General features: G+C 58.6%; 21 protein-coding genes. 12 read left to right on the top strand and 9 right to left on the bottom strand.

Annotated features, from left to right (window positions below; genetic code table 11):
- Positions 1-244: 244 nt before the first annotated feature.
- Positions 245-958, top strand: a complete 714-nt coding sequence (locus NW843_RS01775) for a heme oxygenase (biliverdin-producing) (RefSeq protein ID WP_414521940.1) — start codon at positions 245-247, stop codon at positions 956-958.
- 47 nt (positions 959-1005) lie between these two features.
- Here the strand turns inward: NW843_RS01775 and NW843_RS01770 are convergent, their stop codons facing one another.
- A complete protein-coding gene (locus tag NW843_RS01770; RefSeq protein ID WP_414388677.1) occupies positions 1006-1536 on the bottom strand; it encodes a pentapeptide repeat-containing protein in 531 nt (176 codons plus the stop codon).
- 147 nt (positions 1537-1683) lie between these two features.
- Here NW843_RS01770 and pyrR point away from each other — a divergent pair, with 147 nt between their 5' ends.
- The 3 genes from pyrR to NW843_RS01755 all read left to right on the top strand — a co-directional run bounded on the left by pyrR (position 1684) and on the right by NW843_RS01755 (position 3907).
- Complete coding sequence (pyrR, locus tag NW843_RS01765; protein ID WP_414341613.1) at positions 1684-2232, top strand: bifunctional pyr operon transcriptional regulator/uracil phosphoribosyltransferase PyrR; 549 nt, start codon at positions 1684-1686, stop codon at positions 2230-2232.
- Positions 2233-2283: 51 nt separating this feature from the next.
- A complete protein-coding gene (locus tag NW843_RS01760; protein ID WP_414521934.1) occupies positions 2284-3255 on the top strand; it encodes a putative 2-dehydropantoate 2-reductase in 972 nt (323 codons plus the stop codon).
- Positions 3256-3334: 79 nt separating this feature from the next.
- On the top strand, positions 3335-3907 hold the full coding sequence (locus NW843_RS01755; protein WP_414521933.1) for a metal-binding protein: 573 nt from the start codon (positions 3335-3337) through the stop codon (positions 3905-3907).
- A gap of 1168 nt (positions 3908-5075) precedes the next feature.
- Here NW843_RS01755 and NW843_RS01750 read toward each other — a convergent pair.
- Entirely contained in the window at positions 5076-5831 is a 756-nt protein-coding gene (locus tag NW843_RS01750) for an ankyrin repeat domain-containing protein (RefSeq protein WP_414521932.1), read from the bottom strand.
- Between the two features lie 241 nt (positions 5832-6072).
- Here NW843_RS01750 and NW843_RS01745 point away from each other — a divergent pair, with 241 nt between their 5' ends.
- Entirely contained in the window at positions 6073-6666 is a 594-nt protein-coding gene (locus tag NW843_RS01745; protein ID WP_011433991.1) for a J domain-containing protein, read from the top strand.
- Here NW843_RS01745 and NW843_RS01740 read toward each other — a convergent pair.
- Positions 6663-8057 (bottom strand): 2-succinylbenzoate--CoA ligase, encoded by a 1395-nt coding sequence (locus NW843_RS01740; protein ID WP_414521931.1) that lies wholly within the window; start codon positions 8055-8057, stop codon positions 6663-6665. The two genes, NW843_RS01745 and NW843_RS01740, sit on opposite strands and share 4 nt — an antisense overlap.
- A 146-nt stretch (positions 8058-8203) precedes the next feature.
- Here NW843_RS01740 and petG point away from each other — a divergent pair, with 146 nt between their 5' ends.
- The 4 genes from petG (at position 8204) to NW843_RS01720 (ending at position 11348) form a co-directional block, all read left to right on the top strand.
- Complete coding sequence (gene petG, locus NW843_RS01735; protein WP_011433989.1) at positions 8204-8317, top strand: cytochrome b6-f complex subunit V; 114 nt, start codon at positions 8204-8206, stop codon at positions 8315-8317.
- Positions 8318-8380: 63 nt separating this feature from the next.
- The gene (locus NW843_RS01730; protein ID WP_414521939.1) at positions 8381-10009 is read left to right on the top strand and encodes a bifunctional pantoate--beta-alanine ligase/(d)CMP kinase; all 1629 of its coding nucleotides are present in this window, start codon (positions 8381-8383) and stop codon (positions 10007-10009) included.
- Positions 10010-10153: 144 nt separating this feature from the next.
- Positions 10154-10318, top strand: coding sequence for a hypothetical protein (locus NW843_RS01725; protein WP_187147237.1), 165 nt, complete (start codon positions 10154-10156; stop codon positions 10316-10318).
- The gene (locus NW843_RS01720) at positions 10311-11348 is read left to right on the top strand and encodes a hemolysin family protein (RefSeq protein ID WP_414358051.1); all 1038 of its coding nucleotides are present in this window, start codon (positions 10311-10313) and stop codon (positions 11346-11348) included. Before NW843_RS01725 ends, NW843_RS01720 begins: the two co-directional genes overlap by 8 nt.
- Before the next feature lie 35 nt (positions 11349-11383).
- Here the strand turns inward: NW843_RS01720 and NW843_RS01715 are convergent, their stop codons facing one another.
- Genes NW843_RS01715 through NW843_RS01705 form a run of 3 tightly spaced genes read right to left on the bottom strand, consistent with a single transcriptional unit; the run spans position 11384 to position 14359 of the window.
- A complete protein-coding gene (locus NW843_RS01715) occupies positions 11384-11707 on the bottom strand; it encodes a hypothetical protein (RefSeq protein ID WP_414424685.1) in 324 nt (107 codons plus the stop codon).
- Positions 11708-11722: 15 nt separating this feature from the next.
- Complete coding sequence (locus NW843_RS01710; protein WP_414521930.1) at positions 11723-12352, bottom strand: DUF4126 domain-containing protein; 630 nt, start codon at positions 12350-12352, stop codon at positions 11723-11725.
- Between the two features lie 9 nt (positions 12353-12361).
- On the bottom strand, positions 12362-14359 hold the full coding sequence (locus NW843_RS01705; protein ID WP_414521938.1) for an ATP-binding protein: 1998 nt from the start codon (positions 14357-14359) through the stop codon (positions 12362-12364).
- A gap of 363 nt (positions 14360-14722) precedes the next feature.
- Here NW843_RS01705 and NW843_RS01700 point away from each other — a divergent pair, with 363 nt between their 5' ends.
- Positions 14723-15700: a deoxyhypusine synthase family protein gene (locus tag NW843_RS01700; RefSeq protein ID WP_414521929.1), complete on the top strand. Its 978-nt coding sequence runs from the start codon at positions 14723-14725 to the stop codon at positions 15698-15700.
- A gap of 10 nt (positions 15701-15710) precedes the next feature.
- Here NW843_RS01700 and NW843_RS01695 read toward each other — a convergent pair whose 3' ends face one another.
- From NW843_RS01695 to NW843_RS01685, 3 genes are read right to left on the bottom strand one after another with little or no spacing between them, the layout of a single operon-like run.
- A complete protein-coding gene (locus NW843_RS01695; protein ID WP_414521928.1) occupies positions 15711-16277 on the bottom strand; it encodes an ankyrin repeat domain-containing protein in 567 nt (188 codons plus the stop codon).
- A gap of 4 nt (positions 16278-16281) precedes the next feature.
- A complete protein-coding gene (locus NW843_RS01690; RefSeq protein ID WP_414331279.1) occupies positions 16282-17100 on the bottom strand; it encodes an MBL fold metallo-hydrolase in 819 nt (272 codons plus the stop codon).
- Positions 17097-17750 (bottom strand): anthranilate synthase component II, encoded by a 654-nt coding sequence (locus tag NW843_RS01685; RefSeq protein ID WP_414357317.1) that lies wholly within the window; start codon positions 17748-17750, stop codon positions 17097-17099. The genes NW843_RS01690 and NW843_RS01685 overlap by 4 nt, the downstream gene beginning before the upstream one ends.
- Before the next feature lie 195 nt (positions 17751-17945).
- Between NW843_RS01685 and NW843_RS01680 the strand changes: the two genes are divergently transcribed.
- On the top strand, positions 17946-20357 hold the full coding sequence (locus tag NW843_RS01680; RefSeq protein ID WP_414406825.1) for a DEAD/DEAH box helicase: 2412 nt from the start codon (positions 17946-17948) through the stop codon (positions 20355-20357).
- A 40-nt stretch (positions 20358-20397) separates the two neighbouring features.
- A complete protein-coding gene (locus tag NW843_RS01675) occupies positions 20398-20778 on the top strand; it encodes a hypothetical protein (RefSeq protein ID WP_414521927.1) in 381 nt (126 codons plus the stop codon).
- Positions 20779-21139: the final 361 nt, after the last annotated feature.

Genomic DNA, 21139 nt, shown 5'->3' with positions numbered 1-21139 from the left:
AGAGTGGACTTGGCGCCGGTTTGCGTCGCTTTTGAGATGCACGCTGTTGATGCAGGCTGTGGCGGAGCCATCAACAACAATCATGAGAAGGGGCTAGGAATGGGTTTACAAAGCTTCTCAGGCTGGGGGAACCTCCGGATGGCTTGCAGGTGATCCAGAAGCGCAGTTTGTTGGCAAGGAGGGTTTTGTGAGTCAAAGCCACAACAATCAGAATAAGAATGATTTGAGTAACCGGGACAACAGCCTGTCGGCCCAGTTGCGGGAGGGCACCAAGCAGTCCCACACCATGGCCGAGAACATGGTGTTTATCAAGTGTTTCCTGAAGGGAGTGGTGGATAAGCGGGCCTACAGCCGCTACGTGGGCAATTTCTACTTTGTCTACAGCGCTTTGGAAGAAGGCTTTGCCCAACTGCGAGAGCACCCCCTGGTGGGCCGGCTCTACTACCCAGAGCTGTGGCGCAAGGCCAGCCTGGAGAAGGATTTAAATTATTTTGTTGGCCCCAACTGGCGCTCTTTGGTCAAGCCCTCCCCTGCCTGCCAGGTCTATGTCAACCGCATTCGGGAAGTGGTGGAAAAAGATCCGCTTCTGCTGATCGCTCACGCCTACACCCGCTACATCGGCGACCTGTCGGGCGGTCAAATCCTCAAAAACATTGCCCGCCGGGCCATGGGCTTGCCGCAGGGGGAAGGAACGGCCTTCTACGATTTCGAGCAGATCCCTCATGAGGGCAAATTCAAGCAGCGCTACCGCGCCCAGCTGGATGCGTTGGAGCTGGATCAAACCACCATCGACCGCATTGTGGCAGAGGCCAACTATGCCTTCAAGCTGAACATGGATCTGTTTAGGGAGTTGGAGGGGAATTGGCTGTTGTCGATGGCCCGCTTGGCCTGGAACTCTCTGCTCAGCCAGTTTCAACGCAAGCCCACCCGTTCTGAGGCAGCCGCTCCCAGCTCCTGAGCCCTAGATTCCAGATCTCCCCTCTCCCAGAGGAGAGGGGGTGAGGGCTAGTTACATTCGAGGGTGTCGCGGGTGGCCCGACCGGTTACAGGGTTAACGCCGGTGGCCCGTTCACAGAGGATGGAGAGGGCGTCTTGGCGTATTAAGGCATTGGTGAAATCGGCCCCATCAATTTGGATCCCTTCGACTCGGGCCAGCCACATCATGCTGTCCTGCAGTTGCGCTTCTCGCAGATCCGCACCCTGTAAGTTGGCCATGTCCAAAGTGGCCCCCCGCAGGTCGGCCCCGCGCAAGTTGGCTTTGCTGAGATTGGCCCCGAATAGGTTTGCCCCTGCCGCCTTCACGTGGCTGAGATCGCTTTGGCGCAGGTTGGCCTTGAGAAACTTCCAGCCGCTCAGGTCTTGCCCTGCAAAGCTCACCCCCTGCAGATCTCGTTTGGTGTAGTCCTCTGCCTGGGCCGGGGATCCCAGCGGAGTAACCCCCAGGCAGAGTATCAGCCCGCAAAGCACCATCCCCCGCAGGAAACGGCTCAGCCAAGACCGCCTCGCCAGAACCGAAGCCAGCCAAGCAACAGACATCGTGGATCCCTCCCTCAAGGAAACCTCCATGGCTTGGGAATTGCTTCTGGTTTTATCTTACCGGATAGGGATCCCGCCGGCAGGTTGGGCTATCTTAAAGTCTTCTACAGACCAGATCCGCGATTGGCGAGGGGGCGACAGGGATCCATGTCCGAGATCGAGGTCTTCGATGCGGAGCAGTTGGCCGGGCTGATCGAGGGTCTGGCAGAGGCGATCGGCAGGGATCATCCCCACCTCCAAAAGTTGACGTTGATCGGCATTCGCACCCGGGGAGTTCCCCTGGCCTACCGCCTGCGGGATCGGATTGCCACTCTGCTGGGGATCCCGCCCCAAGTAGGGGAGCTGGACATCACTTTTTTCCGCGACGATTTGAGCGCCGGCGGGTTGCGCACCCCCGATCGCAGCGAAATGCCGCGTGACCTGACCGGCCAAGAAGTGGTGCTGGTGGATGATGTTATCTTTCGCGGTCGCACCGTGCGAGCAGCTTTGGAGGCTCTAAACCACTTTGGGCGACCGGAACGGGTGCGATTGGCGGTGTTGATCGACCGGGGTCACCGGCAGTTCCCCATCCAGCCCGATTACTGCGGTTGTCAGCTTTCTACAGAACCGGAGCAAATGGTGAGAGTCCATCTGCGGGAAACCGATGCAGAAGAGCGGGTGCTGTTGATAGACAAAACAGCAAAGATTAAACCCTGAGCCAGCGCTGGGGTGCGGTATTTTAGGGATGACCTGCCGAAACTCACTGCCATGTCTTGGTTGCCGGAAACCCGCCGCTACGCTGTTTTGGGCACGGGCGCTTTGGGAGGATTTTATGGGGCGAAATTGCAACAGGCGGGCTTTTCGGTGCATTTTCTGCTGCACAGCGACTATGACCATGTTCGCCAAAGCGGCCTCTGGGTGCAGTCCTGCTGGGGGGATTTTCATTTGCCCCAGGTGAATGCCTACGCAGCCGTGGAGGACATGCCGGCTTGCGAAGGCGTGATCGTGGCTTTGAAAGCCACCCAAAATGCGCTTCTGCCGCACTTGATCCCGCCTGTGTTGGCCGAGAATGGCGTGGTGATCTTGTTGCAAAACGGGCTGGGGGTGGAACCCGAGATTGCCGATTGCGTTAGCCCAGAGCGGGTCATGGGGGGCCTCTGCTTCATCAGCTCCAATAAGGTTGGCCCCGGCCACATTCACCATCTGGATTACGGTTCGGTGCTGCTGGCAGAGTACGGCCCTGGCTATGCCCCCCAAGGGATCACGCCCCGCCTTCAACAAGTTCAAGCCGATTTTCAACGGGCAGGGATCCCGACTTCGCTCTCACCAGATTTGATGTTGGCCCGCTGGCAGAAACTGGTCTGGAATATTCCCTTCAACGGCCTCTCGGTGGTGTTCAATGCCGATACTCAGCAAATGATTCGAGACCCTGAGGCCCGTGCTTTGGCGGAAACGCTGATGCAGGAGGTGATACAGGGAGCTGCAGCTTGTGATCGCCTGCTTCCCGACTCCCTGATCCAAGAAATGCTCACCAATACCGAGAAAATGGCCCCCTACCGCACCAGCATGAAAATCGACTATGAGCGCAAACGTCCTCTGGAACTGCAGGTGATCTTCGGCAACCCACTGCAGTACGCTCGACAAGCTGGGATCCATCTGCCACGGGTTGAAATGCTCTACCGACAGTTGCAGGTGTTGGATCGCCTGAATCGAGGGATCCCTGGGGAGCAGCAGGCTTAAGTTTTTCAAGATCCGGCGGAGCGATCCCAGGGCTGGAGCAGGCTTTCTCCTTTGCTTGCGGGTAGACTGAGCCGCAGTCGTGTACTGTTGCTCTGGCTTTATGCCGCTGGGATCCACCCACGATCGCATCACCCTCTGGACAGCCCCCGGCATCACCCTAGCCGCCGGTGTGTTGGGGAACAGCACCACAGTTGCCCTGGCTGTGGGATCCGCCTATCTGTTCAGCGGCCTGATGTTTTCTGGAGATCTGGACACCTGTTCCCGACAGTATCAACGCTGGCTGTTCTTGCGCTGGATTTGGCTGCCCTACCGCAAGTGGATGCGGCATCGCTCCTTTTGGTCTCATGGGCCGATTGTGGGCACCGCCGTGCGGGTACTGTACTTGAGCCTATGGGCAGGAGGAGCTGGCCTGCTGGGGGCTTGGCTGGGATCCCGGTTGGGCTGGTGGATGTGGCAACCCTGGGTGTGGGGCAGCGATCTCTGGCAATTGCTGCAAGTTCACGCCGAGATGCTCTTTTGGATTGGGATGGGGTTGGAACTGGGATCGGTGAACCACAGCCTAAGCGACTGGATGGTCTCCCGCTGGAAACGCTGGCGCAGAAAACGCCGTCAGGTTCGATCTCCTGCCAGGCGACTCAGCTATCGTCGCTAGGGATCCATTGGGCCAAAAGCTGATTCTTGCCTGCCCCGGCATTTGAATGGCGGTGAGATTGCCTACTGTTCCGCAACGCGTAGTCATTTATCTCACCGTCAAGGTGAAACAAACAACCGGTTGCTTCCTGCTAAGGCCTCCGGCCCGCTACGCGAGCAGTTGAAATAGAGGGTAATAAGAACCACGACTGCTATCAGCCCCTCACCCCCCCTTGAACCTGTGCTGTGCCCACAACTCCGCGACCTATCCTCTCAAGAGGGCTGAAACTGCAAATCTTGGCCAATTACCCTTTAGCCCAGGTACTCTGCTTGTGGCCATTTCGATTCAAACTGGGACACTGCACCCACACCTAAAGCCTTGAATACAGGGAATCAGAAGGCTCTCCTCAGTAGCCCAAGCGTCTCACCCTAACTTGAAACGACTACTTGAAGCAGTTTTGTCAAGAACATTTCCTCTTACGTTGGCTAGGTATTGCGATTCAATCTCAATAAAGCTATGCTGTTACTCAGTTGAGTGGTGGAGTCATATCCATCAGTCTTCCTCTCTTGTCTTGGATGTGGCAGGGATCCTGTGCTGGCAGAGCTGGCCATCTGCGTCAGCAGGGATCCCTTTTTCTCCTCTCCAAGGCTAAGCAAGGTTCTGTGCTAATGAGAGTCAGAATCAGTTGATAGAGAGATTTTTTGCTTGCTCATGTCAATCTGTGGAGGTGGCAGTGTAAAGGAGCAACAGCGGCTGAGGGTTATGGCTTCGGAAGGGGGCAATCTGGCTTCGGGAACCGGAAGACAAGACCGAATACAAAGATTGCTGCTCTAGTTTCCTTTGCAAACTTGTCAGAAGCTAAGGAAAAAGACCAACCTTTTGGGACAAACTGTCTGTCCTATGTCTTGTTTTGTCGTTCAAAAATTTATGTTGGGCTCAAGAAAAACTCTAGAAAAAAGTTGAATCAGGTGGAAGAATCAGTTAGAATCTAGCTGGCGTTAACGCTAACCGCGACGAAGAGACTGGAGGGAGGAAAGCCTAACAGCCTCTCTCCTTTTTTCTGTAGGGGTTACCCTCACTCTCAAACCCCATCTCATGAGAAGGGAGGAAGACCAAATACCCTATGACTTGAAATAGCAGCATTTTCATTAACTTTTGTTTTACTCTCTATGCCAAACTTGATACTAAGCTAAAGAGTTGCTCCTCGATCTTGTAACCATTGGACAGCCAGCCTGTGTTGGCGTTTTTGTGCATAGGCTAAGGGGGTATGCCCATCTTCATTGCGAGGGTTTAGTTCGGCTCCATTTTCCAGCAAAAGCTCCAGGATTTCGATGTGTCCTTCCCAAGCAGCCCAGTGCATCGGTGTCGCCCCGAATCGGTTGCGTGCATTGGCATTGGCCCCGTACAAGAGCAGAAAGCGAGCGATGCCCAAATCCCCTCGGGTGGCGGCTTCATGCAGAGGGGTTCGGCCTGTTTCGTCAGTGGCATCCACCGGCACTCCCTTGGATAGTAGGCGGGCCAGAATGCTTTTTCGACCGGTGGCTGTGGCCCAGTGGAGAACACGACCGGTGTTGGCTCCCTTTTGGATGAGCAGACCGATTACTTCTACCTGATCGGTTAAAGCAGCCCGATGGAGAGGGGTATAGCCATGGTTATCTGGGAGATTGATATCACTGCCTGCCCTCAAGAGACGCTCCACCAGCTTGACCTGACCCCTGGCGGCAGCCAAATGGAGAGGGGTAGCACCTGTGGGATCTAAGGCATTGGGGGAGGCGCCATATACTAAGAGCAAGTCCAGCAGTCCCAGATGGCCAAGGAGTGTCGCTTTGTGAAGCAAGGTCATTCCCTGAGCATCGACAGCATTTACATCTTCCCCCCGCTGCAAATGGGCCAATAATTGTTTTAGATCTCGATTGGCAAGAGCTTGATGAAGCGCTTCACTCATAACAGATAGAAATAAAAAAGCCAAGTTGCAATGAAGTTGGGCAACAGGAAGGGATCCTCGATAGGCCGGAATGGAGGCTCCAAACAACTTGGGCAAAGTCTAACACTGGATCCCTGCTGCTGAGGGAAGCGGGAGAACCAAGCGCTTGGTGGGATCCCTTAGTCAAGCCGGGGCTACAGGGGTAGACTAGAGCTGGTTTTCGGTCAAGTCTTTTCCCGCTCCCTTGACTTCGCCACTGTTTATGGATTACTACGCGATCCTGAACCTATCTCCTGCAGCGGACATTGAAGAGATTAAACAGGCGTTTCGACGGTTGGCGCGGCAGTTTCACCCTGATGTGGCAGGGGAGGGATCCCGAGAGCGTTTCCAACAAATCCACCAAGCCTACCAAGTGCTGAGCGACCCTGAGCAGCGGCGGCGCTACGATGCACAACGTCAATCTGCACAACGTCAATCTCCACCCAGCTCTCCTGCTGCCGGCGAAAGGCGGGTGGTCATTCGCAGCATAGGCCCCTCATCGGCAGAGCAGCCCAATCCGGAAGGGCTCAAGGAGGGGATTGCCCGCGTCAAGGCAGCCTGGCGGGAGCGGAAGTTGCCCACGGCGGTGGCCCAGGCGGAGGCGCTGCTGAAACGGTTTCCCAACTCCAGCGAGGCCATCCACATCTTGGCGTTGGCCTACCAGCGCTTCGGCAACCATTTGATCTACGAGGGGCGCTATCAGCAGGCGGAAGCCTACTTGAGAAAAGCTTTGGCCACGGAGCCGCACAACCGAGAATTGGCCTTTGAAATCAAGCGAGATTTAGCCCGTCTGGGCATTCGGGAGGGATCCCGCTAACTTGCCTGCGTTGGGATCCCCAACGTCTGAGCTGCCCACTGCCGGAGTTGTTGGCGGTTGACTTTGCCCTGAGGGTTGCGCGGGATCCCGGTACACCACAGCCAGTGCTTGGGGTGCTTGAAGGGACTCAGTTGGCGGCTCAGGTGTTGCTTCAGGTGCATTTCCAGCTCTTTGGGGATTGCCGGGATCCCTGTTTTGGGGACGACCACCGCCACCACCTGCTGCCCCCATTCGGCATCCGGTAGGCCCAACACACATGCATCTTCCACCCAGCCGCTGGCTCGGATCTCCCCTTCCACTTCTGCAGCCATCACCTTTTCCCCGCCGGTTAGGATTAGGTCATCGGCTCGACCCAGCCAATGGAGACATCCCTGGGGGTCTAGGTAGCCCAAATCGCCAGGGGCGAAGCCTTGCTGCTGCCATTCCTGCAAGCCATGCGTGGGCTGAGGGTAGTAGCCCAGCGCCAGCGACTCTGCCCAGATGTGAAGGGTGCCCACGGAGGGATCCCCTTGTGGGCTGCGGATCTGGAGCTTGGCGTGGGGCAAGGGCCTGCCCAGGCTATCGTTGCCTTGCCAAAACGCTTCCGGCAACAGCGTACAAACTTGGGAAGCCGTTTCCGTCGTGCCATAGGTGAGGGCAAGGGGAAGGTGAAGTTGCCGGGCCTGTTGCCGCAAGCTGGGCCAGGTGGGGCCACCGCCGACCAAAATGGCCCGAAATTGGCGCAGGCTCTCCAAAACTCCCGGATGGGCGCTGAGCAACAGCCGTTGCAACTGAGTGGGCACCAGCGATAGAAAGCTCCCCGGCAAAGGGGGATCCCAAGACTCGGCCTGCTGTTGCCGTTTCCAATCCCAGACAACCCACTGCCCACCGCTCAGCCAGGAGCGGACTGCCTGCATCAAGCCGCTGACGTGGTACAAGGGCAGAAGGCAATAGCTGTGTACAGGCCCGACGGCAAAGTGCTGTTGGTGGGCTTTGGCCGAGGCACTGAGGGTCAGCCAAGAGTGCAGGGCCCATTTCACTTGGCCGCCAGAGCCACCCGTGGGGATGCCGATCAGCGGCCAATGGGAGCTGGGCACAGCTTCCCGCAAATCCCGCAGGCGCAGATTCAAGGGGGCGGGATCCCCTTCCAGTCGGCCCTGGCGCCAGCACCAGCCGGATCCCATATCCGCCAAAGCCTGTCCCCATTCCCGTTCTCCCCAGTGGGGATTACCCAGGAACAGCGGGATCCCCAAGCGTTGGCAGGTCAAAACTGCCGCCCACACCTGCACTGGATGCGAGTCCGCCACCAGCAGGGGAACGGCCTTGTCTGCCAAAGGGCGCAGTTGCTCTTCCAGTTTGGACAGGCGCCCCTTCAAGTCTCCGCCATCCCCGGACAAGACAATTGACCTCATGGGCTATGGGTATGCCATCTCAACGGCTTCGCGGATCCCCTGCATTGTATTCGAGGATGCCCGCTCAATTCCCTTGACAGGAAAGGGTGAGGATGGGTTTGGGCTTGGCTTATCATGATCTAGGTTTGAACTGGGAGGTCTGTGTTGTGATCGAGCCGATTTTGTTGGGGATCGTCTTGGGCATGGTGGTGGTCACCTTGGCGGGCTTATTCGTGGCAGCCTACAGGCAGTATCAACGCAGCAACAAGATCGGCCTGTAGGAGCAGCCTTTGGGGGGGTTGGAGAAAACCCATAGGGGAGAGAGAGATTGAGGTGGCATGGCGATGCACTGGCTGCGCACAGTTGCTGCTTTGCGGGAGCAGATAGCCGATTGGCGGGGATCCACCATCGGCTTGGTGCCCACGATGGGATCCCTGCACGAGGGGCATCTCAGCTTGATTCGCCGCTGCTGCCAGGAGTGTGACCACACGGTGGTCAGCATTTTCGTCAATCCGCTGCAATTTGGCCCCAACGAAGACTGGGATCGCTATCCCCGCGACGAAGAGGGGGACCGAGCTTTGTGCGAGGCAGCAGGTGTGGATGTGGTCTTTGCCCCTGACCCGCAAGAGATGGGAGCCGACCCCGCAACCGGAAGCGACCGCACCTGGGTCATGCCCCCCGAATCCCTTCTGCAGACCCTCTGCGCCCCCCACCGACCTGGCCACTTTCGCGGTGTAGCCACCATTGTGCTGCAACTGCTGAACCTGGTGCAGCCGCAGCGGGCCTACTTCGGCCAAAAAGACGCCCAGCAACTGGCGATCATTCAGCGTTTGGTTCGGGATCTGCAAATACCCACCACGATTGTTCCCTGCCCCACGGTGCGAGAAGCCGATGGCCTCGCCTGTAGCTCCCGCAACCGCTACCTTTCTGCTGCTGAACGACAGGTGGCTGCCGGGCTGTACCGGGCCTTGCGTCGGGGATATGACCATTGGCAGGCCGGGGATCCCTCAGCAGAAGGGATCCTTGCCGCCGCCCGTGCTGAGCTGGAGCATACCCCAGAGCTGCAACTGCAGTACCTGGAATTGGTGGATCCCCAAACGCTACAGCCGCTGCCGCGGGTGGAAGACAAGGGCCTGCTGGCCATTGCTGCCTATGTGGGGCAGACTCGCCTGATCGACAACCTGCTCCTTTCCCCAGAGCAAGGGGATCCCTCGCCGGAGAGAGTCCAGCATGCGGCACCGCCCTCTTCCGGCACGACCTCTCCCCCGCGTCGCCCGCTGATTGCCATCGACGGCCCGGCTGGAGCCGGAAAATCCACCGTGGCGCGGGCAGTAGCCGCCCAGCTGCAGCTTTTGTACTTGGACACGGGGGCCATGTATCGAGCCATCACCTGGCTGGCACTGCAACGGGGGATCCCTTTGGACGATGCCGAGCAACTCACCCAACTGGCCGCCCAAACCCAGCTCACCCTGCAAAGTGGCACCTCTTCGACAGAGCCGACCCGCATCTGGGCCGATGGCGAAGAAATTACCCAGGCCATTCGCTCTCCGGAAGTGACCCGCTGGGTCTCTCACGTGGCGGCAGTGCCGGGAGTACGCCAGGAGCTGGTGAAGCGGCAACGCAGCATTGGCCGGGATGGCGGTGCTGTCTTGGAGGGGCGGGATATCGGCACCCACGTCTTTCCTGATGCAGAGCTGAAGGTTTTCTTGACCGCTTCTGTTGGGGAGCGGGCGCAGCGTCGGCAACACCAACTCCAAGCCCAAGGGCAAATGGTGCCTCTCGAAGAATTGAAAGCGCAAATCGAGCAGCGGGATCGCCGCGACAGCGAACGGCTCATCTCTCCCTTGCGGCCTGCCCCCGATGCCATCTTGATCGACACAGATCACCTGAGCCAATCCGAGGTGCAAGACAAAATTGTAACGTTGTACCGGCAGCTTTTGGAGCGATCTGGCCCGGCCCGTTTAGATCAGTAGCTTTGACTCAATCAAGACTAAATCAACGGGACAAGTCAGATTTCCGCATGATTTTCAGGGAGCTGGCCGGTTTGAACAGCTTGATCCCTCTCTCATTTCTCATTGAAGATTTTCGTTGAAGATGCAGTTGATGAGGGGGCACGGATGCCGAGCTATGGGTTGAGTGATGAACTTTGGCAAAACCACCGAGGTGTTGAGGTGCCGGAGGGGATCCCGTTGATGATGGAAATAGGCCGACCCGCTTTTCTCTCGATGAGCCAATGCTACCTGTATCCCGTTCCGCCGTCGCGAACGGAGCGCTATGGTTAATGTCTTTCTCTTGGCCTTTCTGCTGCTTCTCTCAGGAGCTTGCTCTGGCGCCGAAACGGCCATCACGGCCATGGACAACCTGCGCCTGGAATCTCTGATCGAAGAGCAAGGGGATCCACAGGGCTTGTATCGACTGGCCCAACAACAGCGCTCGCGGCTGATCACCACCCTGTTGCTGGTGAACAACTTTGTCAACATCGGCATTGCCGCTTTGGCCACAACCCTCTCCATTGAACTGTTGGGAACCCAGATTGGAGCTTTGGCCGCCACCGTGCCCACCACAATTGTGGTGCTCCTCTTTGGAGAAGTAGCCCCAAAGTCTTTAGCGGTGAGCCATCCGCTAGGGGTGTTCCGCTGGGTGGTGCGGCCTGTTCATGTCCTATCGGTGCTGCTGCGCCCTTTTAGCGACGCTTTTGAGTGGGTTGTCAGCAGGCTCTTCAATCTATTGGAATTCTCCCCCCTGACGGCCACCGCTTCTCTCAAGGATTTGGAGCTGCTGATCGATGTGTTGGGGCAGCGGGGGCTGCTGGATTGGCAAAAACGGCGGCTGTTCCGTGGGGCCTTGGCTTTGGACTTGCTGCAGGCGCGGGACGTGGCCAAGCCCAGAGTTAAAATGGAGACCATCTCCCACGACAAAACACTGCAGGATGTGGTGAAGCTCTGTTTGGAAACGGGCTACTCGCGCATCCCCGTGCAGGGAGAATCCAAGGACGAGATCGTCGGCATCATCCACCTCAAGCAAGCCTTGCGCTATCTCGATCAAAAAGGCAATGCCGAAGTGACCCAGGCGATGGCACCGCCTTTTTTTGTGCCGGACACCAAGCGGGTCAGCCTGTTGCTCAAGGAAATGCTGCGCTCTCGCCAACACCTGGGGATCGTGGTGGATGAGTTTGGCGGCACCACCGGCCTGATCACGCTGGAGGACATTTTGGAGGAGCTGGTGGGCGATATTTACGACGAGAGCGACCTCTCCCCCCTGCTGCTGCGGCGGCAGCGGCGACCAGGTGGAGCTTCTACCTCCCCTGGCTGAGAACAGGAGCAAGGGGATCATCCCCTCTCTAAGTCCTAGCTGGCTCTGGAGGGATCCGTCTCGGCGGCTGTTGGATTCTCGTGCGCATCGCCGTTGGGAGTGAACTCTATCAAGCCAGCATCGACAGGGTAGCGGGCCACAAAAAAGATCCAGAAGCTGTGGATCCCCAACCCCAAAGCCCACCAGCCCAACAGGGGCACCAGCCACGGCCAATCCGCGCGGTACAGTTGCTGAAAAAACACCAGCCCAGACCCGCTACAGAGGAAAACAGACAGGTGGGCGGCATAGGTATAGCGATCATCCAGCTTGCGAAATTCGGGATCCCGACGGGAGGGCTTCCGGGGCCAGCGAGGCGGCATGGCAAAACCATCCAGTTAAAACCTTCTCCAGTGTAGAACAGCCGTCGGCGGGGATCCCTGAGACTGGGGAGCGGCATTTCTGCTGCGGAACCCCAGTTTCAACGCCCGTTTGCCCAGCCAGTACACCAGCAAACCCATCAGCAGCACTGCCAGCCAAGGGGCCAGCACCGCCACCACCGCCAGCAGCAGAGAAGTGACGTTTTCGCCGGTGGCCAACAGCGGGTTGCCCAGCCCCCCTGTGGTGGTGGTAGAGGCCAATCGCAGCACATCGGTGGTGCCTTGGGTGATCCCAGCAGCCCCCCCTCCGAGAATGGCAGCCAAAGCCCAGCGCCACATCGGGCTCAGGTCACCAATGTCCCCCATTGCCGCCGACATCACCAGGATTCCGGCCACCACTGCCACCGGCGTTGCCACTACATCTAGCAAGTTGTCCACCCAGGGCACGTAGTAGGCAGAAACCTCGAAAAAGGTGGCCACCACAAAAACCAGCAGCGCCACCTCTGAGCCAATCCATTGCAGATCGGGAGCCAGCTCCAGATGTCCAGCCTGAGCCGCTATGCTCATCACCAGCAGCGGCACAAAAATACGAAAGCCACAGGCAGCACTGAGGCCCAGCCCCAAAAAAATGGCCAGTAGGCCTTCCATCTTGGCTCCTTAGGTTTGGTGGGAATGGCGGGGATGCTCCCGCCAGCAGCAACTGGGGGGATCCGTCTCGGCGGGCGGATCCGTGAACTCCAGGGGCGAGCCCTCTGCATACAGATGCAGATCGAACCAAAAGGTGGATCCCTGTTCTAGCTTGCTCTCCAGGCAGATGCGGGTTCGATGTTTCTCCAGGATGTTGCGCACGATGGCCAACCCCAGACCGGTGCCCTCTAGGGTGTGGACCCGGTTCTCGACACGGAAAAAGCGGTCGAAAATCCGCTCCTGATCTTCTGGGGCAATGCCAATGCCCGTATCGGCCACTGCCACCCGCACTGCCTGCGGGGATCCATCCGCCTGAACCACCAGGTGGGCATGTACCGTCACCAGGCCCCCTGAGGGGGTGAACTTGAGGGCATTGCCCAGGAGATTGGTCATCACCTGCAGCAGCAGATCGTAGTTGCCCCAGACCAGCGGCAGATCCGGATCGACGAACTTGCGCAGCTGGATCCCTTTGTCGCGGGCCTGCAGTTGGTGGGTGCGCAAAGTCTGCTCGATCACTGCCGCGATGTCGACACCTTCAAAGTGGTACTGCTTGCCCGATTCCAGACGAGACAAATCCAAAACATCGTTGACCAGGCGGGTGAGGCGATCGGTTTCGCGGTTGGCAATTTCCAGGTAGTCCAGCCGCTCCGCCGAGGACATCTGCTCGCCGTACTCGTAGAGGGTCTCGATAAAAGACTTGATGCTGAAGAGGGGGGTGCGCAGCTCGTGGCTGATGTTGCTGATGAATTGAGCCTTGGCTTCGTTGAGCTCCACCTCGCGGGTGATGTCCTGCACCGTCATCACGATCCCCTTGAGATTTTGCCGCCGCGGATCCGACACCGGCGAAAGCAGGATGCGGATAACACGCTTGGTGGGGCCGGTGAGGTTGACGCGAACTTCCTCTGCTTCTTGATCCCCGCGGGCAATTTGCATCAGGGGGCGGGCCAGTTGCTGCTGCAGATCCTCCGGCAACAGCTCCGGCAGGGGTTTGCCCAAAACGGGATCCCCTTCCCAGCCAAACATGCGGGAGGCAGCAGGGTTGAGCAGCAGCACCCGCAACTCGGCATCCAGCAAAATGGCAGCATCGACGATGGAGAAGACCAAGGTCTCCAACTTGGCTTTGGCGGCAGCCAGTTCCTCGATGTTTTGCTCTTCGTAGCTTTGCAGCCGCTCCGCCATCTCGTTAAAGCTGTCGATGAGCTGGGCCAGCTCTCCCCCGAAGGGCAGGTCGATGCGCTGCTTGAAGTTACCTTTGGTGATCTCCTGGACACCTTTGACCAGCTCTTTGATGGGATAGGTGATGGTGAGGGCATTGACCACTGCTCCCAGGATGGCCAAGACCCACACCGCCAAAAACACCCCAATCGAGACCTCCCGCGCCAGCTGGGTGGAGCGCACCAGGGCGGGATTGGGATTGATGCCCAAGCCGAGGGTGCCCAAAAAGCGGCCCTGATGATAGATGCCGACAAAAATATCCGTCACCCGCCCGGCAGGAGTAAGGTGGGTGCGCACCAGCGGTTGGCCCTCAGCAGGAGGACGGTTGTCCGGCAGTTGCATGCGACGGGTAAGGCTGAGGGAGGTTTTCACCTCCTGATTGGAGAACGGGATCCCGTAGTAGATGTTTCCTTCGGGATCGGCGTAGAGCAAATAGCGGATGCTGCTGGTGCTCTCAAAGTACTGGCGGGACAGTTGGGCGACTTCGCCAATGCGATCTTCCGCAATCAGGGGGGCGACATTGGCGGCCAAGAGCAGCCCCAGATCTCGGCCAAAGCGGGCTTCGTTGAAGCGAGCATCCTGCTGCACGGTGCTGACGGCCCAGAAGGTGAAACTGCTCACCACCAATGAGACCACCAGCGTTGCCACAAAGAGCAACTGAGTTTCCAACCGCAGTTTTTGCTTCCATCGCGCCCACCAGCGCCGCAGGGATCCCATCGAAGACCCGGCTGGCTTCGACTGCGAGGGATCCACAGCCCCAGGCAATGGCTCTGGAGACGGAGCAGTCGCTTCTGGAGATTGGGCTTCAACAATTGGCTCGGCTGGCTCGACAGTGCTGACAGGAGGCATGAACCCAACGTGAACAGATAGCGTGAACGGATATAGGGCGGTGATTCGCCACCATTCTGACATGGGCAGGCGATCCCTTTGTCTCAGCCAAGGCCGGGTGAGAACCGGTATGGGATCCCGGCTTCGCAACGCAACCTGCTCCAGCCGACCTGCAGGGGAATGGTTGCCAATACCGATAAAGGTATCCCCAAGCAAAGCTTGTCAGCGCCCCTAAAGTTGATAGACTAGAAAATCGTGCTTCACCAGGTCAGAGTGACCGGAGAAATCGTGACCAACAGCCCCGTCAGCCAATTTATCCAACATCATTTTCGCCACTTCAACGCCGCCGCGCTGGTGGATGCGGCCAAGGGCTACTGTGCTCACCTGGAAAAGGGCGGCAAAATGATGGTGACCCTGGCCGGCGCCATGAGCACAGCGGAGCTGGGCCTTTCCCTAGCAGAAATGATCCGGCAGAACAAGGTGCACGCCATCTCCTGCACCGGCGCCAACCTAGAAGAGGACATCTTTAACCTCATCGCCCACGACTTCTACGAGCGAGTGCCCCACTACCGCGATCTTAGCCCGCAGCAGGAGCAGGAGCTGCTGGAGCGGCACCTGAACCGGGTAACCGATACCTGCATTCCCGAAGAGGAGGCGATGCGGCGCCTAGAAAAAGCCCTCTTGGAAGAGTGGATGGCTGCCGACCAGGCCGGGGAACACTACTTCCCGCACGAGTTTATCTACCGCATCCTGCGCAGCGGCCGGCTGGAGCCCTACTACCAAATTAATCCCCGGGATTCTTGGGTTTACGCCGCTATGGAGGCCAACTTGCCCATCTATGTGCCGGGATGGGAAGACTCCACCACCGGCAACATGTATGCCGCCCACTGCATCACGGGTGAGATCCGCAATGTACACACCGTCCGCACAGGGATCGAGTACATGATCCACCTGGCGGATTGGTACCTGCGCACCTCGGCGGAATCCTCCATCGGCTTCTTTCAAATTGGCGGCGGCATAGCCGGGGATTTCCCCATCTGTGTGGTACCCATGCTCCATCAAGACCTGGGCCGCCAGGGCGTACCCATGTGGGGCTATTTCTGCCAGATCAGCGACTCCACCACCAGCTACGGCTCCTATTCGGGAGCAGTGCCCAATGAGAAGATCACCTGGGGCAAGCTGGCTGTCGATACCCCCAAGTTTGTCATCGAGTCGGATGCCACCATTGTGGCACCTTTGATCTTTGCCTGGGTGCTGGGGTGGTAGAGAAGGGGAATCAATCTGTATGCCCGTCGGTTGAGGCGGAGCGGGGCCAGCGGGACAACAGGGTTGCAGCTTCCCAGCGGCGCAGATCCTGGGCGATGCGCAGGGGCGTGAGGCCGTAGCCGTCCGGCTCGTCGATCTCGGAGCCATGTTCCAGCAGCAGCCGAACGACCTCGGGGTTGCCGGACCAAGCGGCAAAATGCAGGGGAAGGCCACCGGCGCCAAAACGAGCGTTCACCTCGGCCCCTCCCTGGAGCAGGGCTTTCGTAACCTCAGGGTTACCCAGGCGAGCGGCTTGGTGCAGTGGGCTAGCTCCCCCATGGTCTAGTTGATTGGGATCCGCCCCCGCTGCCAGCAAAAGACGGGCGTTGAGGCCGCTCTCCACGAAAAACAGGGCTGTCTTGCCCCGCCCATCGACAGCGTTGGCGTCTTTCCCCAGCCAGAGAGCCAGTTGCAGCCGCAGCGGGTTGGCTTGGGCCAAGGCTTGTGGATCTTCTGGTAGGGAGTATCCATAGAATCCCAGACCCCCCACTAGCAGGGATCCCAGTCCGACAGCGATTTTTAGGACCTGACCTCGCATAGCCCTATTCCTCAAAGAAAAGGATGGCGAGCCCCTGCCTGGGCAGAGCCTGGGCCGAGAGCAGCAACGGGTTGCTGAGGGCAGGTTGCGGGGCAGCAGCGGGGAAGAGACGCAAAAACTCCTGCAGCGGCAGCAGCTCGCATTGGGATTCCTCGGCGGCGGCCGTGCGATACATGGTGGGGATGACCAGCTTGGGCTGCAGCGCCTCAATGGCCGCCTTGGCCCCGGCAGGATCGTAATTTTTCGGCCCACCCCCCACTGGCACCAGCAACAGGTCGGGACGAGCAAGCAGGATGGACTGCTCCCGCGTAATTGGCTGCAGCGCCCCTCCCAAATGGACAATGTCGATCCCAGCCATGCGCCAGCGCCAACCCACGTTTACGCCAAAGCGAGGGCCACGGGGCATGCGTACTCCTTGCACCCGGATCCCGTCAATCAGATAGTCTCCCGGCTGAAACAGCACCTTGGGGTTGCCGGGCACCACATCCAAAGCACCCTCATCCAACAAGCGGCTGCTGAGCAACACCAGATCGGCAGCAACTCGTGGGGCAGGATAGCCAGCCGTACAGCCCGCCGGCCGAAACGGGTTGACCAGAAACCGTCGGCCCTCCCCCTCGAACAAAACACAACTGTGGTGCAGCCAAGTCAGTTGCAGCCCCTGCGAGCTGGAGCCGGGAGTGAACTCTATAGACCCTGGGGTTGTTGGCGTTTCCGAACCTTGTGCCGGAGCTGTCTGAGCGCCCGCTTTGCGCCCTCTGGCCAGGTTCACGGCCATCGATCCCAGCAGCCCAGCGCTGGCTTGCAGAAGCTGGCGACGCTTCATGGAGTGGGGATCCCCGATGTAACAACGGCAACGGTTTCCTGAGGTTTCTGCGAAACATTGGGCTGAGCAGCAGTTGAGGCTTTGGCGCTGCGCAGGAAGTTGCTCAACAAGCGCTTGCCCTCTGCAGTCAAGATGCTCTCCGGGTGGAACTGCACGCCCTGAACGTGGGGATAGCGGCGGTGGCGTACCCCCATGATGATCCCATCGCTGGTTTGGGCCGTCACCTCCAGCTCGTCAGGACACGTAGAAGGCTCGATCACCAAGCTGTGGTAGCGGGTGGCCGTGAAAGGCTGGCTCAACCCCTCAAACACCCCCACCCCTCGATGGTAAATGAGCGAGGTTTTGCCATGCATCAGCTCAGGTGCGCGCACGATCTGACCACCGTAGACCTGGCCAATGCACTGGTGCCCCAGACAAACCCCCAAAATCGGCAGCTCTGGCCCCAGCTCCCGAATCAACTCCAGGGAGATCCCGGCATCTTCCGGCCGCCCTGGCCCAGGAGAGATAACTACAGCTTGCGGCTGCATTCGGCGCAGGTCGTCAACGGAGAGCTGGTCATTGCGAAAAACCTGAAGCTGAGCTCCCAACTCCCCCAGGTACTGCACCAAGTTGTAGGTAAAGCTGTCGTAGTTGTCGATGACGACCAGCACGATAGCATCCGGCAACGGCACCCCATTTTAGCACTTGCTTGAGCTGCTGTTCTTGATCCAAAGAAGCAGAGTAACTGGCGCTTTTTGCAGGGGAGCAGTCGACGCCCCAAGAAAGCTTGTATCCTAGAAGGTACAACCCACAGGAAGCAGTGAATTGGGCGGGTTTCCAGGTTTCCCAATGTTGATTTGGATCCCATGAGTGCGCTTCTCTCCCCGGCAACCGATTTGCTGGACGAGTTGCGGCAGCTTTTCCCCTTCGAGCTGGACGACTTCCAGATCCGAGCCATTCAGGTTCTGGCTGCTGGGGAATCGGTGGTGGTCTGTGCTCCCACGGGATCCGGCAAGACCCTGATCGGAGAGTATGCCATCTATCGGGCCCTATCCCAGGGCAAGCGGGTTTTCTATACAACGCCCCTGAAGGCCCTCTCCAACCAAAAGTTCCGGGATTTTGGCCAGCAATTCGGCCCAGAACAGGTTGGCCTGCTCACCGGCGACATCTCCATCAACCGGGAGGCGCCGATCTTGGTGATGACCACCGAGATCTTCCGCAACATGCTCTATGGCACGCCGCTCTCTCTGGCCGTTCAGAGAGGAGCCTCCGGCGATGGGATGGAACCTTGGGAGGAGGCGGAGGCCCTGAGTCGGGATCCCTTGCGAGAGGTGCAGGCGGTGATCTTGGACGAATGCCATTACATGAACGACCAGCAGCGGGGCACCGTCTGGGAAGAAGCAATCATCTACTGCCCCCCCACGATCCAGCTCATTGCCCTTTCTGCCACCCTGGCCAACAGCGACCAGCTCACCGATTGGATGAACCAGGTGCATGGCCCCACCCATCTGATCGACTCCAACCACCGCCCGGTGCCGCTGCAATTTCACTTTGCCAATCGCAAAGGGCTGTTCCCCCTGCTGGAGCAAACCGAGTCCGGCCAGTGGGTTTGCAATCGCCGCCTGAAAAGCAAACTCCCCAAGTCAGGTCAGTCTCCCTATGGGGGGGTGCCGGATATGGTGCAGGTGGTGGAAAACTTGCGCCAGCGGGACATGCTGCCGGCCATCTATTTCATCTTCAGTCGCAAAGGCTGTGATATGGCCGTGGCCAGCGTAAGGGATCTGGACTTGGTAGCCAGCGAGGAAGAACGGCAGCAGTTGGCCGAGCAGATCGACCGCTTTTGTCGAGAAACGCCCGAAGCTGTCCGCCGAGATCAGTTGGATGCCCTTTACCGGGGTATTGCCGCTCACCATGCCGGCATGTTGCCTGCCTGGAAGGGACTGGTGGAGCATCTGTTTCAGCAGGGGCTAGTGAAGCTGGTCTTCGCCACTGAGACTTTGGCCGCCGGGATCAACATGCCCGCCCGCACAACTGTCATCTCCTCCCTTTCTAAGCGCACCGACAACGGCCACCGCCTCTTGACCGCTTCCGAGTTCATGCAAATGTCGGGCCGAGCCGGACGGCGGGGCAAGGACATCATCGGCCATGTGGTGACGGTGCAATCCCCGTTTGAGGGGGCCCAAGAAGCTGCGCGGCTGGCCACCTCTGGAGCGGATCCCTTGGTGAGCCAGTTTACCCCCACCTATGGCATGGTGCTGAACCTGCTGCAAAAGCACTCTTTGGAAGCAGCACGGGATCTGATCAACCGCAGCTTCGGCCAGTATTTGCTCTCGTTGCAAAAGTTGCCCGAACAACAGGAGATCCTGCACACGCGCGCCGAGCTGGAGGAGATCGACCGTCTCTTGGGAGGCATTGCCGACGAAGATATCGCCCGCTATGAGAAGATGCAGGCGCAACGGCGGGAAGAACGACGCATTTTGCGCTACTTGCTCAAACAACGGGAAGCTGAGCCGGATCCCACCTTGCGGCTGTTGGCCTTTCCCCACATTCATGCCCAAGAGGAAAAAATCCGTGCCCTAGAAGCTCAAATCCGAGAGAATCCCGCTCACCAAGTGGGGAAAAAATTGCTGGGTTTGCGAGAAAAACGCCAGCGCTTGCTCAAGCGCCTCGAGCACCTGGAGCGGCAAAGCGATTCCGTGCAGGAGTTGCGCTGGCAGCAATTTATGGCCTTGGTGGGGGTGTTGCAGGATTTCAACTGTCTGCAAGAGTATCAACCTACCGATAGCGGAGAGGTGGTGGCCGCGCTGCGGGGGGATAACGAGCTCTGGCTGGCGCTGGCTCTGCTCTCCGGTGAGTGTCAGGGCTGTGCTCCCCATCATTTGGCCGGAGTTGTGGCTGCCTTGGTCTCAGAGGCTCCCCGTTCAGGTACCTACAGCCGGCTGCGCACCTCGGGGCTGGTGGAGGATGTGCTGCACGGATTGCGGGGTTTACGGCGGCAGCTGTTCCGCAGCCAACGGCAACACCAGGTGTTTCATGTGCCGATCGGGTTTGAGCCCAGCTTGGCCGGGATCGTCGAACATTGGGCGCAAGGGATCCCTTGGGAGACCCTGGAAGCCAGCACCAACCTAGATGCCGGAGACCTGGTGCGCCTGATCCGCCGCACGCTGGATTTGCTTTCTCAGATCCCTTATGTTCCCCATCTGCCGGCGGAGTTACGGGAAAATGCCCGTCAAGCCCAAAAAATGCTGGATCGCTTCCCGGTGAGCGAGTTGATCTAGCGAGCTCAGACCGTTTGCTGTTCAGTGAGGTTGCAGCTCTATGATGCCCGCCGGTGAACCCACCCTCAGGGATGTGTTGAGTGTTATTGAAGAGATCCGGCAAGATGTGGAAGAGATCCGACAGGATGTGGAAGGACTCCGGCAGGATGTCTCCAGAACCAACGAGCGGCTAGAAGCCCTGGCAGCCGATCTAGAAGCCCTGGCAGCCGATCAAGCAAAGCGCTGGGCCGAGCAGGAAAGACGTTGGGCTGAGCAGGAGAGACGTTGGGCCGAGCAGGGGATAGAAAACCGGGTGATCCTAGAACGAATTGACACCTATCAAAAGGCTAGTGCCCAAGTGGTTAACCTGGCTTTTGCCTTGATTGGAGCTGCCACCGTAGCTCTTGTCGGCATCGTCCTACGGTTGGCCGTTAGTCTATAGTCAGCTGGTTCGGCAAAAACTTCGGCAGGCAGGATGGCCTTGCTTCTCTATTCGGCAACTGGTACGGCTTGTCCTTGAGTTTGGCATTCCGAATGGCCATCTCTGACAGGGCCATGTCCCACCCCGTCTGTTATATCCCCTATTGTGTCCCACTTTAGCCTGGATTACAGTGGGTTTCCCCGGTCTATCGTGGACACTAAAAAGCCCAGAAGCCTTGCTGGGTAAGAGCTTTCTGGACTTCAGTGGACGTTATCGGATTACGGAGAGAGTGGGATTCGGTCGCGCCAGCGGGCCGGATGGCCCTACCCACGGTGAGTTGCTGATACATTCACGCTGAACTCTCCTGAACATGGTTCAGGAA

It is taken from the genome of Synechococcus sp. R5-12, from assembly GCF_047502655.1.
Taxonomy (GTDB): Bacteria; Cyanobacteriota; Cyanobacteriia; order Thermostichales; family Thermostichaceae; genus Thermostichus.
The sequence above is the reverse complement of the archived record's forward strand: the minus strand, read 5'-3'. Positions and strand labels throughout refer to the sequence as shown.

Coding starts and splice junctions, on each gene's coding strand:
- NW843_RS01750 (WP_414521932.1), bottom strand. CDS start 5,831: ATGAGTGAAGCGCTTCATCAAGCTCTTGCCAATCGAGATCTAAAACAA.
- NW843_RS01715 (WP_414424685.1), bottom strand. CDS start 11,707: ATGCCGCCTCGCTGGCCCCGGAAGCCCTCCCGTCGGGATCCCGAATTT.
- NW843_RS01690 (WP_414331279.1), bottom strand. CDS start 17,100: ATGAAGCGTCGCCAGCTTCTGCAAGCCAGCGCTGGGCTGCTGGGATCG.
- NW843_RS01740 (WP_414521931.1), bottom strand. CDS start 8,057: ATGAGGTCAATTGTCTTGTCCGGGGATGGCGGAGACTTGAAGGGGCGC.
- NW843_RS01730 (WP_414521939.1), top strand. CDS start 8,381: ATGCACTGGCTGCGCACAGTTGCTGCTTTGCGGGAGCAGATAGCCGAT.
- NW843_RS01770 (WP_414388677.1), bottom strand. CDS start 1,536: ATGTCTGTTGCTTGGCTGGCTTCGGTTCTGGCGAGGCGGTCTTGGCTG.
- NW843_RS01725 (WP_187147237.1), top strand. CDS start 10,154: ATGCCGAGCTATGGGTTGAGTGATGAACTTTGGCAAAACCACCGAGGT.
- NW843_RS01675 (WP_414521927.1), top strand. CDS start 20,398: ATGATGCCCGCCGGTGAACCCACCCTCAGGGATGTGTTGAGTGTTATT.
- NW843_RS01745 (WP_011433991.1), top strand. CDS start 6,073: ATGGATTACTACGCGATCCTGAACCTATCTCCTGCAGCGGACATTGAA.
- NW843_RS01720 (WP_414358051.1), top strand. CDS start 10,311: ATGGTTAATGTCTTTCTCTTGGCCTTTCTGCTGCTTCTCTCAGGAGCT.
- pyrR (WP_414341613.1), top strand. CDS start 1,684: ATGTCCGAGATCGAGGTCTTCGATGCGGAGCAGTTGGCCGGGCTGATC.
- NW843_RS01710 (WP_414521930.1), bottom strand. CDS start 12,352: ATGGAAGGCCTACTGGCCATTTTTTTGGGGCTGGGCCTCAGTGCTGCC.
- NW843_RS01695 (WP_414521928.1), bottom strand. CDS start 16,277: ATGCGAGGTCAGGTCCTAAAAATCGCTGTCGGACTGGGATCCCTGCTA.
- NW843_RS01680 (WP_414406825.1), top strand. CDS start 17,946: ATGAGTGCGCTTCTCTCCCCGGCAACCGATTTGCTGGACGAGTTGCGG.
- NW843_RS01760 (WP_414521934.1), top strand. CDS start 2,284: ATGTCTTGGTTGCCGGAAACCCGCCGCTACGCTGTTTTGGGCACGGGC.